General features: G+C 49.8%; 12 protein-coding genes and 1 pseudogene. 1 reads left to right on the top strand and 12 read right to left on the bottom strand.

The genetic code is table 11. The features are described 5' to 3' along the window. Positions 1-18 precede the first annotated feature (18 nt). Genes pxpA through ybgI form a run of 4 tightly spaced genes read right to left on the bottom strand, consistent with a single transcriptional unit; the run spans position 19 to position 3,084 of the window. A complete protein-coding gene (gene pxpA / locus OGV94_RS16980; protein WP_043015612.1) occupies positions 19-753 on the bottom strand; it encodes a 5-oxoprolinase subunit PxpA in 735 nt (244 codons plus the stop codon). Then, a complete protein-coding gene (pxpC, locus tag OGV94_RS16975) occupies positions 743-1,675 on the bottom strand; it encodes a 5-oxoprolinase subunit PxpC (RefSeq protein ID WP_286523839.1) in 933 nt (310 codons plus the stop codon). Before pxpC ends, pxpA begins: the two co-directional genes overlap by 11 nt. Then, positions 1,669-2,325, bottom strand: coding sequence for a 5-oxoprolinase subunit PxpB (gene pxpB / locus OGV94_RS16970; RefSeq protein ID WP_075144979.1), 657 nt, complete (start codon positions 2,323-2,325; stop codon positions 1,669-1,671). The genes pxpC and pxpB overlap by 7 nt, the downstream gene beginning before the upstream one ends. A 15-nt stretch (positions 2,326-2,340) precedes the next feature. Next, the gene (gene ybgI / locus OGV94_RS16965) at positions 2,341-3,084 is read right to left on the bottom strand and encodes a radiation resistance protein YbgI (protein WP_043015609.1); all 744 of its coding nucleotides are present in this window, start codon (positions 3,082-3,084) and stop codon (positions 2,341-2,343) included. A 289-nt stretch (positions 3,085-3,373) separates the two neighbouring features. Between ybgI and dtpD the strand changes: the two genes are divergently transcribed. Continuing rightward, entirely contained in the window at positions 3,374-4,855 is a 1,482-nt protein-coding gene (gene dtpD, locus OGV94_RS16960) for a dipeptide permease DtpD (RefSeq protein ID WP_047412635.1), read from the top strand. Positions 4,856-4,905: 50 nt separating this feature from the next. Here dtpD and OGV94_RS16955 read toward each other — a convergent pair whose 3' ends face one another. From OGV94_RS16955 to OGV94_RS16920, 8 genes and pseudogenes are all read right to left on the bottom strand, one after another. Further along, positions 4,906-5,820, bottom strand: a complete 915-nt coding sequence (locus OGV94_RS16955) for an Rpn family recombination-promoting nuclease/putative transposase (RefSeq protein ID WP_286523838.1) — start codon at positions 5,818-5,820, stop codon at positions 4,906-4,908. A gap of 160 nt (positions 5,821-5,980) precedes the next feature. Next, the gene (phrB, locus tag OGV94_RS16950) at positions 5,981-7,399 is read right to left on the bottom strand and encodes a deoxyribodipyrimidine photo-lyase (protein WP_080625547.1); all 1,419 of its coding nucleotides are present in this window, start codon (positions 7,397-7,399) and stop codon (positions 5,981-5,983) included. 21 nt (positions 7,400-7,420) lie between these two features. Next, positions 7,421-7,546, bottom strand: a pseudogene (locus tag OGV94_RS16945) (DUF1722 domain-containing protein); the annotation flags it as partial. A 205-nt stretch (positions 7,547-7,751) separates the two neighbouring features. Further along, entirely contained in the window at positions 7,752-8,213 is a 462-nt protein-coding gene (locus OGV94_RS16940) for a phage tail assembly chaperone (RefSeq protein ID WP_286523836.1), read from the bottom strand. A gap of 34 nt (positions 8,214-8,247) precedes the next feature. After that, positions 8,248-9,534, bottom strand: a complete 1,287-nt coding sequence (locus OGV94_RS16935) for a beta-barrel domain-containing protein (protein WP_100194102.1) — start codon at positions 9,532-9,534, stop codon at positions 8,248-8,250. Further along, on the bottom strand, positions 9,531-11,699 hold the full coding sequence (locus OGV94_RS16930; protein ID WP_286523831.1) for a type I secretion system permease/ATPase: 2,169 nt from the start codon (positions 11,697-11,699) through the stop codon (positions 9,531-9,533). The genes OGV94_RS16935 and OGV94_RS16930 overlap by 4 nt, the downstream gene beginning before the upstream one ends. A gap of 13 nt (positions 11,700-11,712) precedes the next feature. Next, positions 11,713-13,164 carry a TolC family protein gene (locus tag OGV94_RS16925; RefSeq protein ID WP_286523829.1) on the bottom strand — a complete coding sequence of 484 codons (1,452 nt, stop codon included), beginning with the start codon at positions 13,162-13,164 and terminating at the stop codon, positions 11,713-11,715. A gap of 83 nt (positions 13,165-13,247) precedes the next feature. Continuing rightward, positions 13,248-15,848, bottom strand: a complete 2,601-nt coding sequence (locus OGV94_RS16920; protein ID WP_213732083.1) for a BapA/Bap/LapF family prefix-like domain-containing protein — start codon at positions 15,846-15,848, stop codon at positions 13,248-13,250. Positions 15,849-16,121: the final 273 nt, after the last annotated feature.

The raw sequence follows: 16,121 nt of genomic DNA, 5'->3' as shown, positions 1-16,121 counted from the left end.
ATTGTTTTATATAAAAATTTATGCGCTAATTTGAATATTGCATGCATTAAAGGCGCTACGCAAGCGACGGGCAAAAGCGAGTGCGTGCTCGCCATCCCCATGAATGCATACCGTCTGGGCCGTCACGCTCGCCCATGTTCCACTCTGGCTTTTTACTCTGCCGGATTGCACCATTTCTAACGTTTGCGCCAGCGCCTGCTCTTCATCCTCAATCAGTGCGCCCGGCTGGTTACGCGGCACCAGACTGCCATCGGCCTGATAACCCCGATCGGCAAAAACTTCCTGACGCGTTACCAGGCCATAGTGTTCTGCGGCACGAATCAGTTCGCTTCCTGCCAGTCCTACCAGAACCAGCGATGGATCGCAGGCATGAACCGCTTTCGCAATCGCATCAGCCAACTGAGGATCTTTCGCCGCCTGGTTATAAAGCATACCGTGCGGTTTGACATGACGCATTACGCCGCCCTCCGCCTGCGTGATGGCAGCCAGCGCGCCAATTTGATACAGCGTCTGCGCATACACCGTTTGTGCGGGCAGGGTCATGGCGCTACGGCCAAAATTTTCCCGATCCGGAAAGCTTGGATGCGCGCCTATCGCCACGCCATTTTTTAGCGCCTCGCGCACGCTTAAGAGCATGGTTTGCGCATCTCCGGCATGAAACCCACAGGCAATATTGGCTGAAGACACCAGTTGCAGCAGCGCCGCATCGTTAGCGCATCCCTCACCGAGGTCCGCGTTGAGATCAATTTTCATTGTTAAGTCGCCATGTTAATTGTTCCAGGTAACGCTGCCGCTCCTGTCGCGCCTTAAGCGCTTCCTCCAGCGAACACTGCACAAAATGAATCGGCTGGCCGAGCGGGATCTGCGCCAGATGATACATATCCGCTTCAATGATACAGGCGATGCGCGGATAGCCGCCCGTCGTCTGAGCATCATTCATCAGCACGATCGGCTGACCATTGTGCGGAACCTGTACCACGCCGGGGAGCAAACCATGTGACAGCAGTTCGCGATCGGTCATGCGCGTCAGCGGCTGCCCCTGCAGGCGGTACCCCATACGGTTACTTTGTGGGCTAAGCTGCCACGGCGAGCGCCAGAAAGAAGCCTGTGATACCTCGTCAAACTCCTGATATTCAGGTCCGGGAAGCGCACGAATATGGTTGCCCCACATGAGCTGTTTTACACCCTGCGGTCCGCTGAATTGCTGGGCAGATACGCCAATTGCCAGCCGATCGCCATCGCGCAGCAAACGCCCTTCCAGCCCGCCAATGCCAACTTTAAGATCGGTACTGCGCGAGCCCATGACTTCGGGGACATCAAAGCCGCCCGCAACCGCCAGGTAGCTGCGCATACCGTGATGCGGCCGTTTTAGCGTCAGGCGCTGGCCGGCTTTCATCGGTAGCCGCCATCCGCTCCACACGGGAGAATTATCCAGATGCGCTTCGCATCCCGCACCGGTCAGGGCAAACCAGCCATCGGTTTCAAATTCCACCACCAGTTGCCCCAGCGTAATTTCCAGCGCTGCAGCATTCGCTTCATTACCCACCAGCAGGTTAGCGACGTTCAGCGCCGGTTTATCCAGTGCGCCACAGTGACTGATTCCGGATTGACGAAAACTATGGCGTCCCCCGTCCTGTACTGAGGTATACATGCCCGCGCGAATAATGTTTAACATATCCCCTCCTTCTGCGGGACAAAACGCACGGTATCGCCAGCCCGTAACAGAATTGGTTCCTCTCGTTTTGGATCAAATAACGCAACGGGGGTACGACCAATCAGTTGCCATCCGCCTGGCGTGGAAAGCGGATAAACGCCCGTTTGAGATCCGCCAATACCCACTGAACCTGCCGGAACAATCAGGCGCGGTTCCGCACGCCTTGGGGTATGGAGTTGTTCAGGTAAGCTCCCAAGATAGGGAAATCCCGGCTGAAAGCCGATAAACCACACCACGTAATCAACCGATGCATGAAGTTCCACAACCTGCTTGTCGCTTAATCCGCTGTGCCGGGCGACCTCAGCCAGATCGGGGCCAAACTCACCGCCATAGGTCACGGGAATTTCTATAAAGCGCGAATCCGGTTCCAGCGCCTCACTCTCTTCCCACCAGCGCTGCAGGCGTTCAATCGCATCCAGCGCCAGCGTTTGCGGGTCGCGCAAGGTCACCGTGATATTGTTCATGCCCGGAATAGCTTCAAGCACATTCGGGGCATCAACCAGACGCTGGGCCAGACGCCAGATGCGTTTCTGAGTCGCCAGCGTAATGGGCGGTTCCAGCTCAAGAACCACCGCCGTTTCACCTAACAGATAACAACGCGCTCGCTGCACTTTCGTCCCTCTTTTTTAGGCTGGATTAGGAATATCGATAAATGTTACGTCCAGATCGGTGTTTTCATTCAGCCACTCGCTTAAAGCGCGAATGCCGCCGCGTTCGGTCGCATGGTGACCGGCAGCATAAAAATGCAGCCCCTGCTCGCGGGCCGAGTGAATGGTTTGCTCTGAGACTTCACCGGTGATAAAGGCATCGACGCCAAATCGGGCTGCGCTATCAATAAAACTTTGACCGCCACCTGTACACCAGGCGACGCGCTGAACTTTCTCCGGCCCGGTATCACCACACCATAACGGTTTACGGCCTAAACGCGCTTCAATCCACGATGCCAGCTCCAGTCCCGGAACCGGCATGGAGAGTTCCCCCCATGGCACCAACGGCTCGATTTCACCCATTACGGTAATCCCCAACAGCGCGGCCAACTGCGCGTTATTCCCCAGTTCCGGGTGGGCATCCAGCGGCAGGTGCCAGCCATACAGGTTGATATCATTTTCCAACAGCGTTTTCAGACGATGCCGCTTCATGCCGCGAATTACCGGAGATTCGCCTTTCCAGAAATAACCGTGATGAACGATGACCGCATCCGCCTCAAGGCGCACTGCCTCGTCCAGCAACGCCTGACTTGCGGTCACGCCGGTCACGATTTTATGCACCGTCTCTTTGCCCTCAACCTGCAAACCATTCGGCGCGTAGTCGCTAATGGCGGCGCTGTTCAGTTTGTCGTTGATCAGTTGTTCCAGTTCGGTGTTTTTCATCATCGTCCTCGTAGTCATAAATTCTGCTTGCTCAATCAGCTACACAGCTTAGGTTAAAATAGCGTCCTCGCCTGCGTTCGTCGATAGCCATTTCACTGACACATCAAGAAACAATCACACCTGCTTTGAACGTGATTTGCTTACCACTACGCGATCTAATTCATGTATATTTATGCAATCAGACAGCATATTGCAAAAATAATCAGATCTGTATCAAAGTTACAACTTTAAGGAAACACACTCGCGCAGCACGTTCAGCCTGTCGTGAGGCATTTACTTCGAGAAAATAATGAATAAACAAGCATCTCAACCACGGGCGATTTATTACGTCGTCGCGCTACAAATTTGGGAATACTTCAGTTTTTACGGTATGCGTGCGCTACTGATCCTGTATCTCACTAACCAGCTTAAGTACGACGATAATCACGCCTATGAACTGTTCAGCGCCTACTGCTCGCTGGTCTACGTCACGCCGATTCTTGGGGGATACCTGGCCGATAAAGTGCTCGGCAACCGGATGGCGGTAATGATAGGCGCATTTTTAATGGCGGTGGGGCATCTGGTATTGGGCGCCAGCGAAATGGCTCCAGCGTTCCTCTATTTGTCTCTGGCGATAATTGTCTGCGGCTATGGTCTGTTTAAATCCAACATCAGTTGCCTGTTGGGTGAGCTGTACCAGCCTGAAGATCCGCGTCGCGACGGTGGATTCTCTCTGCTCTACGCTGCCGGGAATATTGGTTCAATCATCGCGCCCATTGCCTGCGGCTACGTGCAGGAAGAGTACAGTTGGGCGATGGGTTTTGCGCTGGCCGCGATTGGTATGCTGGCGGGGCTGGTGATTTTCTTATGCGGTAATCGCCATTTCGCCCATACTACCGGTGTCAACAAGGCCGTCCTGTGTGCGAAAAAATTTGTGCTGCCAAACTGGGCCTGGCTGTTAGTTCTGCTGGTTGCAGCACCGCTGCTGATTACTGTCCTGTTCTGGAAAGAGTGGTCCGTTTACGCCCTGATCGTTGCCACTGTTATTGGCCTCGCTGTTCTGGCAAAGATTTATCGCCAGGCGCAGACTCAGAAGCAGCGCAAAGAGCTGGGGCTTATCGTCACACTGACCTTCTTCAGCCTGTTGTTCTGGGCCTTTGCTCAACAGGGCGGAAGCTCGATCAGCCTGTATATCGACCGCTTCGTTAACCGCGATATTCTGGGGTATTCCGTCCCTACTGCGATGTTCCAGTCGGTTAACGCTTTTGCCGTGATGCTCTGCGGTATCGTGCTGGCCTGGGTGGTCAAAGAAAGCGTTGGCGGCAATCGTACCGTACGCATCTGGGGTAAATTCGCCCTTGGTCTCGGTTTAATGAGCGCAGGCTTCTGTATTCTGACCTTGAGCGCTCGCTGGTCCGCGGCTTACGGCCACTCTTCCATGCCGTTGATGGTACTGGGACTGGCGGTCATGGGCTTTGCCGAACTGTTTATTGACCCGGTGGCAATGTCGCAAATTACGCGTATTGAGATCCCTGGTGTAACCGGCGTGTTAACCGGCATTTATATGCTGCTTTCCGGCGCCATCGCCAACTACCTGGCAGGCGTTATCGCCGATCAGACCTCGCAAGGTTCGTTTGACGCTGCCGGAGCCATCAACTATTCCATCAATGCCTATATTGACGTCTTTAGCGAAATTACCTGGGGCGCACTGGCCTGCGTGGTGCTGGTGCTGCTGATTTGGCTGTACCAGTCGCTGAAATTCAGAAACCGTGCGTTAGCGGTAGAGTCCTGAGTGTACAGGCCCGATGATGTGATAAGATTCGGGCCTGTTTTTTCAGGTAATTATGCATGAATGGCTGCGAGTTCCTCTTCAGTAAGACCTGTAACCAGTAGCACCATTTCGCGATCTATTTTCTGCTCCAACATTGTTTGCGCTATACGTAATGCGGCTTCTTGTTTACCCTGCTGTAATCCCTGCTGTAACCCTTCCTGTAATCCATCTAACCGTAACCGCTCTGCAATAGTCATCAGCCTCTCCTTATGTTGGGGGATCCGTTGCGCTATCTCCTGCATAAATTCATTAAAACGAGATTCGTCGCCAGATTGTAGGATGTAATTAAACATCGCCTGTAATTGCGTGTCATTAGCGCATCCAGTAAGGAGCAGCGTGGCCAGTTGCTCTACCAGCCCCAGCAAATTCCGCTGACGGATATGTTTTTGCATTAATTCCAGCAGCGCCATTCGTCTGTGAGCCATGATCTCATCATCGGGTACCACCGTTATGTCTACCAACGGAAATGCGCTGGAATAAAGCTGTCTTGCCGCCACGGGGTCGGCAAAGGCATCCAGCCAGCACAATGAGTACGGATAGGGGCTTCGGCAGCCATGATAAAAGAGCATCGGTATCACTAGTGGCAGTTCCTTATGCCCTGCGTCCAGATGGCGCTGCATCGCCGCCATCGCATAACGCAACAGACGAAAAGCCATATGCGGCTCGGCTGAACTTTGATGCTCTATCACCACATAGACATAACCGTCACCGTTGCGTGTGTGCAAAGACCAGAGCACGTCGGAGTAGCGCGAACGTAAATCCGCTTCAATAAAACTTTCTGACTCCAGCTTCAGCGAATTCAAATCGCAAAGCGTCCGCAGTTCAGTTGGCAGGTGAATGTCGAGAAAATCCCGCGCGGTTTCGGGGTGATGTAAAAACGTTTTAAACACCGCATCGTGCGGTGTGGAGGTTGTTGGCATTGTCATCAAGTTCCATCACCTGAATGAAGATGACGGAACTTTACTGCCAGATAAAAGCATCTGCATCAGGGCATTAACAACCTTGCGCGCACGCTTCAGCGCTAAAAGCCCCAGACCGCAACACATTCATTCTGCTGGAAGGCATTACGCAAAATCCACCATTCCTTTACTTTTTACGCGCCGTCTCATATGCCGCCAGCGTCGCCAGTCTGGCCTGTTTATGATCGACAATCTGACGAGGATAGTTAAGCGTCACCTGCGTTTTTTCAGCCCATGTCCACGGGTCATGAATAGCTTTACCCGGCACGTCGCGCAGTTCCGGCAGCCACTGGCGGATAAACTCACCGTCACGATCAAATTTTTCGCCCTGAGTTGTGGGGTTAAAGATACGGAAATACGGCGCAGCGTCGGTTCCGGTTGAGGCAGCCCACTGCCAGCCGCCGTTATTGGCCGCCAGGTCACCATCTATCAGTTGCGACATAAAATACTGTTCGCCTTTACGCCAGTCGATCAGCAGGTCTTTCACCAAAAAACTGGCCGCAATCATGCGTAAACGATTATGCATCCAGCCCGTGGCGTTGAGCTGGCGCATCGCCGCATCCACAATCGGATACCCCGTTTTTCCCGTTTGCCAGGCCTGCAAATGCGCGGGGTTATTTTGCCATTGCACGCGTTCGGTCCAGCGGATAAAGGGTTGATGCCGACACAACGCCGGATGGTAAGTCATCAGATGACGATAAAATTCACGCCAGATAAGCTCGTTCAGCCAGACGCTGCCAGCCCCGCCCTCAAGCGCCTGAGGCTGCTCTGTAAGCAGTCGATTCAGACACTGGCGCGGCGACAATCCTCCCGTCGCCAGGCTCGCAGATAATCGACTGGTGCCCTCAACCGCCGGGAAATCACGCAACTGCTCATATTCTCCCGCAGCCTGCAGGCAAAACTGGCGTAATTGCGCGATAGCCAATTTTTCTTCCGCCGCAAACAGCTGCGCATCAAAATCTTGCTGCGGGTACCCCAGTGTTATAGGTGTTAACGGAGCATCAAGAGCGCCTTTTTCTCTCACCGTCGGCGCGCTAACGCATTCTGGAACACCGTCTTTAATCCGCTTCAGCCAGGCATTTTTAAACGGCGTAAAAACTTTATACATCTCGTGATTGCCGGTCATGACCGCCCCCGGAGGCAGGATCACGCTGTCGTCAAACCCTTCACACACCGCATAAGGTAATGACTTCTCGACGGCAGCATCACGCTGGCGTTCGTTAATTTCGTACTGATAGTTATAAAATAATCGGCTAACGCCATGCTCTGCGCAGACGTTTTTGACGATTTCCACGCTGGCCGCAAAATCGGCGACTTCATGAAACAAAAGCGGAATGCCTTTTTCTGCCAGCGCCGTTTGCAACGCATTTAGCTGGGCGCTGATAAATGCCGCCTGACGTGGGGCCATTTCATGTGCCTTCCACTGTTCAGGCGTCGAGATATATAGCGCCAAAACCTGTGCAGAACGATCCCGACAAGCCGCCGCCAGCGCGAGGTTGTCATGCAGACGTAAATCACGTCGAAACCAGACCAGATGCGTGGTCATAATACTCCTGAAGAAAAAAACTTAACGCCCGTAGCGCAGACCTATTACCTCTGGCCAGGGATTGAAATAGCGCAACCCGGAAAGATAAGCACCCGGCTATTGCGCCATATAGTGTTTGAGTAATGTTAATGGTGCAAGCAGCGGTTGGACCACAGTTACTGTCGCAGACTGAAAGTCACTCCTCTTGTCGGGGGGGTATCTGTCACCCTCTTCCCATTTCAGGCAATGCAGGTTCAAAATCACCCCACGACAAACAATCCCTGATGCCAACAGGGATTGTCTCGCTCATGACAACCCTTCTCTCATTACTGAGTTAAGTGTAGCTATCATGAGCAAAAAGGGTTTTTAACGGTTATTCCCTCTCTTTCACCACCGTGGTCGCTTTCGGCGTCAAGGTGCCCATCAATTGGTTGAAATCGGCCAGATTCCAGACGATAACCTCTTTTAGTAGCAGAATAATTTGGCTGGGGTGGGTGAAAAACTTATTCAGTTCGCCAAAGCTGAGCTTTGCCCGCTGACCGTCAGGGCGCGTATAGATGACCATGCCCTCCGTCAGCACACGGCGGGTCCATTTCTCAATACGCTGACCGTCAAGAGAACCAGAAAACGCTGAAATCAATGCCATCACGTCAAAATCGCCATTTTTACCCCCAGAAAAAAGCATATTCAGATCGTTTGTTTCTGCATTTTTAAGCAGAGGTGCCAGGAAATCTTTCTGTAAATCAGCAATAAACGCCAGACGCTGCCAGGGCTCCAGTTGCACAACGGTAAGCGTCTTATCACCAACCATCACCTCTTTTGCTGTTGTCGTCATTTTAGTCATCCTTATATTAGTATCTGCAGGTCAATTATCTTTCCCGCAAAGCTTCATTTACTTTATTGAATGGTTTAATTAAATAGCGGGCGACCGTTTTACTACCGGTAACAATGTCAACGGAAGCCACCATACCTGGAGAAATAAACAATTTCTGCTGACGTTTATTAAGAAGATGATCGCGGTCGGTTCTAATTAAAACCCGGTAGTAAACTAAATCCGGCTTGCGTTCATCCTTAATAGTATCGGGAGAAATAGTCACTACCTTGCCATCCAGACCACCATAAATGGCATAGTCATAAGCGGTGATTTTAACTTTCGCCTTCTGGTCTGGATGAATAAACGCAATGTCACGCGGCAATATTTGCGCCTCAATCAGTAACGTGTCATCCAGTGGAACGATATGCATCAAAACACCGTTAGGCGGAATAACACCACCAACAGTATTATTTTGAATATCTTTCACGATGCCACGAACGGGTGAACGCAGCGTTGATTTAGCCACTAAGTCGGAGCGACCACGCAGAGCATGCTTTAGCGAGGCAATCTCCGCTGACACTTTTGCCAGTTCTTCGCGTGACCGCAAATAATAGTTACCGCGCAGCTCTTCCTCTTTCATATTCAAATCCACCAATTGACGTTTCAAACGAATAACATCAACGGTGCTGGAAGCGCCTTCCTGAGCCAGGCGGGAATTAATCGACAACTCATTGTTAATTAATCGACGCGCATCCTGAATATTTTTAATCGCATCAGCAAACTGTGTTTTACGTGAGGTATACAAGCGAGTTTCCGCCGTCATTAACTCAGGATACAGATCCAGCTCGTCAGAAAATACCAGTTCATTGTCATTCACTTCCGCATTCAGTCGCGCCTGCTGGGCCAGCATTGCGCGGTATTTAGCTTCAAATTCTTTCAGGCTGGAGGCGGTCCGCACGCTATCCAGTTGCGCCAATACTTCCCCCGCCTGGATAATTTTCCCCTCTTTAACATGAATGCGTTGCAGAATACCGCCATCCAGCGACTGAATAATCTGCTCTCGTGAACTGGGAATAACTTTTCCATTGCCTTTGGTGACTTCTTCAATGCTGAAAAATGAGGCCCACAATGCAAAAAGCAGCAAAAAAAATACTACGCAAAATACTATCCACTTCGCGCCACTGAGCGTCAGTTCGTTCTCATGTCCCAGCGAGAGAGCATTGTCAATTACAGCATCCGAAGGATCTGATTTATGTTGCAGAAGAATGCGCCGGGTGAAGACAACACCGTCAGCAACCTGTCGCCACAAACCACGGATCCCCCTCTTGTTACCCTTGTTCATGCTTCAGCCTCCTGGGAATACTCACCAAAAAACTGCTCGCGAGGGGCGTCTATTACTATGCTTCCTTGCGACATAACGATGGTGCGCTCGATCAGTTCAAGCACTCTTTTTCGATGGGTGGCGATGATAACCGTCTTCCCGGCCATCCACGGTTTCATTCGACGGATAAACTCGGCTTCGGTCTCTTCATCCATTGCGGCTGTGGGTTCATCCAATAATACGATCTGCGGATCGCGGAGAATCAGACGACTGAGCAACAGCGCCTGCTGCTGTCCTCCCGACAAACCTATTCCGCCTTCGGCTATCAGATGATCCAGCCCATCCGCAAGCTGATTGATAAAAGCGAGCGCCCCTGTTTTCTCCAGCGCCGCTTCAAGCTCTTCATCGCTGGCAAGCGGCATTCCGAGCGCCAGATTTTCCCGAATTGAACCGTGAAACAAGCGTGAGCGTTGGGACAACAAACCGATGTCACGGTGTAAATCTCCGGGATCGAGGTTATCAAGCCGAATGTTGTCCAGCGTCGTTACGCCATTAACACACAACATATTTCCTGCCAGCGCATTCAATAGTGAAGATTTTCCGGAACCATTTCGTCCCAACAGAGCAATCTTCTCGCCAGCCTTAATCTCCAGATCGTCAATAGCGATCGCGTTCTGACGACTAGTGGTGTGATGACGAAACGCCGTATCCTTTAGCACAAAATGGCCACGTAAATAGGGTTTGTGTACCCGCCTGCAGCCACGGGCGTCATCCGTTGGTAATTTCATGATACTGTCTAATCCGACAATGGCGACCTTTGTTTGCTGCCAGCGCGTCAGGATATTGGCGACCTGTGCGACAGGTGCCATCATCCGTGAACTGAGGATTGACGCGGCAACCAGCGCACCGGTAGACAATTCACCATTCATCGCCAAAGGCGTCCCCACAGCAACAACACAAACAAACACAGCGTTTTGAATCAGATAAGACCACGAGGTAAGTTTGTGCGTCAGGTGTTTGAGGTCCAGACTGCTGCTGGCCGTGGTTGCGGTATAATTCAACCATTGCTGCTGAAAACGATATTCCGCCTGCAGGGACTTCACATCATCCAGCCCTTGAATGCTTTCGACGAGCATCGCGCTACGCAGGTTTGATTCACGCATTGCACTACGCGCCAGCAATGCGAGTTTTTTCTGACATAAAAAACCCGGCAGCACCATCAGGATCATTCCAGCCAACGGGACCAGAAACAGAATGCCTCCCAACAGATAGATCACCACTAAGAACAGAAAGAAAAAGGGTAGATCGGCCATCGCAACCACGGTCGTGGAGGTAATCATCTCCCGGATCTGATCCAATTCACGCACCTGCGAAATAAATGTTCCGGTAGACTGCGGACGATGGGCGGAATGAATACGCAATACGCGACCAAATACCCGATCGGCAATACGCAGGTCTGCTCGTTTACCCACGATATCAATAATGCTATAGCGCATCAGGCGTAATATCAGATCAAAAACAAACGCTAATATAACGCCAGAAAAAAGCACCCACAGCGTAGGCCAGGACTGCGCTGGAATAATACGGTCATAGGTCTGCATTGAGTAGGTAATCCCAGCCAGACCTAGAATATTTATAAAAAGTGACCCCAGAATAACGTAATAATAGGGACGCATGTCCTGAAAAATAATCTGCCACGCCCAATGTTTTTCCACAGGGCGGATATAGTCATCGACGCGCGGATCGGCCGAATTTGTTAACGGTCGCAGCAATATCACACGCAGGCCGGCCTCGAGAAACTCCTCACGGGTGAAGGTCGTCAACAACCCTTGTTCGTCAACGTATGCGCAAGTAACGTTTTGGTTATCTTCAATATTTTTAACCAACGCAAAGCGTCCATCACGCATTTCGATAACCACAGGCAACAGCCAGGTGCTGAACTGGAATTGCGTCACTGGCGTGCACTTCATCATCAGTCCAGCTTGTCTGGCCATCGTTTTTAATACATCTTCTTTCTTACACTCCTGGTGCCACTGCGAGGCAACTAAAATATTCTGTTCTGAAATATCAAGACGATAATGATGGGCAATCTGTACAATGGCTTCTTGCCACAACTGGAAATAATAATATTCAACGTCTTTGTCTTTACTTGTACAAGACATATCAACGGTACTGGATGATGTCATTCCATTGAGCCTCTTATTGAGAAAAATAACGCACCAGATTCCCGGAGTAATAGAGACATTCAATTGACAGCGACGACACGGTAAATTGGCTGTTTAATATATCCATTCTGGTTTGATGAATTTCAGATTCGGCGCTAAGTAAATCGGAAAATGAACGATTACCCAGTTCCAGATATTGTAATTTATAGAGGTCACGCGTGCGGATAGCCTCTTTCTCCCGTACTTGCTTAGCCTTCATACTTTCATACAGGCTGGAAATCTGGCTGGTCGACTCGACAATTTTACGCCGGGCCTCCGTCTTTTCGGTATCCAGATTAAATTGTGACGCGAGCAACGCCTGTTCCGCCTGTTGAGTACGCGATATACGTGCCCCGCCTTCATACAGTGGCGCACTCACGTTAACAAAGATCCCCCACTCGCCCTTTTTAGCCCGATTCCCACGATTATCGTTCTGGTTTTCCAGCTCATATTCCCAGACTGGGTTAAGTGAAATCGTCGGATAATATTCCGCTTTAAAGGCATTAACCTGCTGTTTCGCCATCTTAATTTGCGCCTGCGCCAGTTCGATAGCAGGCGAGGTTAACTCTTCGATATCAACACGATGGCAAGCTGTGTCCATCGTCTGCGGCATGTGCATATTCAGGGCAGTAGAAACAGAAGCGTTGGTGACGATATCCAGGTTCGCATTCCAACGCCGGGCTTGCGCCTCATAATCATGTTGCAGGGCAATAGCGGCTGCCAGCCGGACCTTCGACTGGGAATAGTCAGATTCCGCGTTAGCCCCCAATGAGGCTCTTTTTTCAGCCAGACGGTTAATAAGCTGGAGACCTGCAACCTGTCCCTGGGCAATTTCAGTTAACTGCTGATAACGAATTGCCTGGGTAAAACTGGTCGCCGTCTCATAAGCAATATCATTAATACTTTTCTCAAGGTTAGACCCCGAACGCTGTGTCGTCGCATCCGCGAGATCGACTTTGCTGGCGATTCTCCCAAAATCAAACAGCGTCTGGCTGGCGTTCAGCGCTAACGTATTCGATTTGCTATCTTCTCGCCTGTAATTATCCTGCTCGAGGCCGGATTTTACTCTGGCGCTAAGAGAGGGATACCACCCGGCCTTCGCTTCATTGACTGACTCTTTACTCTGCACATATTCGCGCTCTGCACGTTTAATCACCGGATGCCAGCCCATTGCCAGTTGCACCGCCTCGGCAAGCGTTATGTCATGCCCTTTAACCGGTACACCGGAAGAAGCCACTGCGTTTTTTTGTCTTTCACCACTACGTTTTTCCACGGCCCCTACCTCAGGGCGAGACAGAGGATCAGGTTGGGTTTCTGACGTAATGGGCTCTGCAGCATCCTCAAATATAACGGGCCATGTCGCCACCTGCGCACTATGACTTTTGAATACACATGACGTGACGATCGCCAACAGCAATGCCGCTCGCGGTAAATGGCGAGTTTCCATGAATGTTGTTTCCCTTATTCAGTACGAATTGAGTAACCGCAAGGTATTGCGTGTTCCATTAGTTGAAACACGCATACCTTTTATTACGCAGCGACAGGGAGTGACGAGTGCATGTCATCCATTGCTGAGGCTGTGTGATAATGAGTTACTGAAGACGAACTGGACTCTGGTGCGGACTGGATCTTATTCGTTAAAGATTCCGGGAGCAGTTTGCTTAAGTTAATGTCGCCGCTGCTGGCGTCAGATTTCAGTAATGCGCTGACGACCTTTGCAGCGTCAGATTGTTGATCGTGAAGTATCTTGTCCATTAATTTATGCAATTCACTGCCATCGCCATTTTTAACGCTATCGCCTTTAAATGAGTTATAGATATCCTTAATCAACTGGAAGGAATCCTTAAGCCACTCACCAGGTAATTTAATGATATCTTTGATAATATTAAAAGCATCCTTCGCCAGTTCGGTAATCGTTGACAGCAATTTTTGAATCGACTCAACGGGATGACTGATGAATTCCTTAATTTTATCAAGGACTGGCGTGAGCAGTTTATCGATTGGATTTTTAATAAAGCCATCAAATAACGTTTTCAGAACATTAGTTATCGCTTCTTTAGCGACACTGAGTTCACTCTTAATTTTATCACTAATGATCCCGACATATTTAGTGATGGCATCAGTGAAGAAATCAATAATTTTTGTCGGTAACGACATCACCAAATCGGCTATGCTTTTTACGATATTGCCTGCGGTCTTAGAAATCACTTCACCAACTAGAGCGTTCCATTTGAGCGGATTGACCCAATCAGTCAGGCTCATACCTTTTAAAGCATCGGCGATATTTTTACCCACATTCGAAACGAGGTTCTCGAACCCTGTTTTAATCGCCGAGACCGTTTCACCGATAGCCTCAGCAATCTTCTGTCCGGTAACTTTCAGTATATCTTTAATAAATTCAATTGGTTTATTGATGAAGATCTCGACTAAAGCTTTTTCTATTGTTTTGATCGCTTTTACGGCAGAGACAACTTTTTCACCCAGGACTTCACTAACGGTTTTAAATCCGGCGGTAATCTCAGAAATGACATTACTGAGAAATGCCAGTGATTTTGAATTCGCAATCGTCGTCCAGACGCTGTTAACCGAATCAACCAGGCTCTTGATAAAGGCCTGTACGGACTCAACAAACGTTTTGTTATCGTCAACCTGCAGGCCTTTATCAATCGGTTTCACATCAGGCATATCAAGCGGCGTAACGTTCTGCGGTTTTATCGCAGGATCAATCGCAGGATTGAGCTTATTAATATCAGCATTCGCCTTTGTCGCTGCGGCATTAGCTGCTTCTGTAGCCTGACGCGCCGCCTCCAGGCTTTTATTTGCCGCAGCGATAGCCTTATTCACTTCATCAACGCGATCAAGCTGATTGTTTTTCAGGACTTCTTCTTTCAACGCCAGCGCAGAGGCCAGTTTCTCTGCGGCCTGCGACTTCTGCGCTACCGCCTGTTTCAGCGCTTCGTTTGCCGCGTCAACGGTCATACGCGCCGCATTCAGATCCAGCAGACTTTGCTCCGCCTGAGCAACAGAGTCAGCCAGCGCTGTACTCTCCTTCCTGAACGAAGCGTATTGTTCCTGTAAATCCTTCAGACGCGCAGCGGCATTATCAACGTTAAACCCTTGCTCTTTCGCGTTCGCAATTAGCTGCGATAATTGCTCAATCTGTGTATACAGTTTACCCAGCAAGGCATCGGCAGCGGTCAACTTAGCTTTCGACGCATCTATGGCGCTCTGAGCTGGCTGTTTGTTGGCAATCGTGGCTGCGTCACTGGCAGATTGATAGTCAAGTTTGACCTGTCCGGCAATAGCTTGCGCACTTTCATCGATTAAGGCGATCGCCGTTTTGACCAGTTCAGCCGCTTTGTCGATGGCGTTTTTCGCACTGATCGCATCCTCTGCCGCCTGTTTTTGGATTTTTTCTGCCGCAGTAGTATCAATCCCTTTGGCTTTTGCCGCATCAACCGCCGTTTTCAGCGTTGTATTCGCCTTATTCATTGCATCCATCGCGGTTTTCACCGCCGCGCTTGCCTCCTCAACCGCTTTGATGGTTGCAGTTGATGGATTAGCCTGCATCGCTTTCACCGCTTCAGCAAGCGTCTTTTGCGCATTGATAAACGTGCTGTCTTTATTCACAACATCTTTTTGCGCATCGCTTAATGTCTGCTTTTCTTTGCTGTCACTGGATTTGTTATCGTGCGAATTACCATCATCCTTGTTATTATAAATGGCGATACCAATACCTGCGGCGGCGGCGACCAGCAGTGGCACCAGCCAGACGGCTGTATTCATTTCCCCACTATCAGTATTTTCATCTACTGCTTGTTTTACCGGGAAGAAAGCCAGCCCAGCAAAATTTTCGGTATTATATTTTGCTTCATACGCTTTGCCACCATCCTCAAGAATCAGCTTATTTTTTAAAGTGCCGTCCGTTTTAAAGAAATCTTCAATTGTTATCTTCGACCCGTTTTTCTCCACCAAAACAAGATTGTTACCCTCTTTCTGTGACCCGCTAATCATCTCCTTTGCCACAGTAATTTTAACCGTCGTTCCTGGTTGAATAATTTTAACGTGATTTCCCCCAGCAGGCACAGACGTACTTTTCCCAGATGCGGTAATGATTGCCATTTTCTGCATATGCAGCCTCCCTTTATCCATTTTTAATCTCGTAAAAAGCAAAAATGGCCCGATTAAAGACCGATAAAAATGGTAACGTAATAAATCGATAAATAATATACGTGAATTATTAAATAAGAAATCATTCAAAATACGAAACAAATCTCAACAGGCACCATTATCTTTCAAAGAGTTACATAAACATCCTTTTAAGACTAATCCTGGATTCACTGCAAAATCAAGCACCAAAAGTCTACGCCTGGATTATCTCAACATGCTTATCACTGGAATAAT

It is taken from the genome of Citrobacter sp. Ce006, from assembly GCF_030336535.1.
GTDB classification, from domain to species: Bacteria; Pseudomonadota; Gammaproteobacteria; order Enterobacterales; family Enterobacteriaceae; genus Citrobacter; species Citrobacter europaeus.
The sequence above is the reverse complement of the archived record's forward strand: the minus strand, read 5'-3'. Positions and strand labels throughout refer to the sequence as shown.

Excerpts from the sequence above, each read along its gene's own strand:
- pxpC (WP_286523839.1), bottom strand. The coding sequence starts at position 1,675 with ATGTTAAACATTATTCGCGCGGGCATGTATACCTCAGTACAGGACGGG.
- dtpD (WP_047412635.1), top strand. The coding sequence starts at position 3,374 with ATGAATAAACAAGCATCTCAACCACGGGCGATTTATTACGTCGTCGCG.
- phrB (WP_080625547.1), bottom strand. The coding sequence starts at position 7,399 with ATGACCACGCATCTGGTCTGGTTTCGACGTGATTTACGTCTGCATGAC.
- OGV94_RS16920 (WP_213732083.1), bottom strand. The coding sequence starts at position 15,848 with ATGCAGAAAATGGCAATCATTACCGCATCTGGGAAAAGTACGTCTGTG.
- OGV94_RS16955 (WP_286523838.1), bottom strand. The coding sequence starts at position 5,820 with ATGACAATGCCAACAACCTCCACACCGCACGATGCGGTGTTTAAAACG.
- OGV94_RS16935 (WP_100194102.1), bottom strand. The coding sequence starts at position 9,534 with ATGAACAAGGGTAACAAGAGGGGGATCCGTGGTTTGTGGCGACAGGTT.
- OGV94_RS16940 (WP_286523836.1), bottom strand. The coding sequence starts at position 8,213 with ATGACGACAACAGCAAAAGAGGTGATGGTTGGTGATAAGACGCTTACC.
- OGV94_RS16930 (WP_286523831.1), bottom strand. The coding sequence starts at position 11,699 with ATGACATCATCCAGTACCGTTGATATGTCTTGTACAAGTAAAGACAAA.
- ybgI (WP_043015609.1), bottom strand. The coding sequence starts at position 3,084 with ATGAAAAACACCGAACTGGAACAACTGATCAACGACAAACTGAACAGC.
- pxpA (WP_043015612.1), bottom strand. The coding sequence starts at position 753 with ATGAAAATTGATCTCAACGCGGACCTCGGTGAGGGATGCGCTAACGAT.
- OGV94_RS16925 (WP_286523829.1), bottom strand. The coding sequence starts at position 13,164 with ATGGAAACTCGCCATTTACCGCGAGCGGCATTGCTGTTGGCGATCGTC.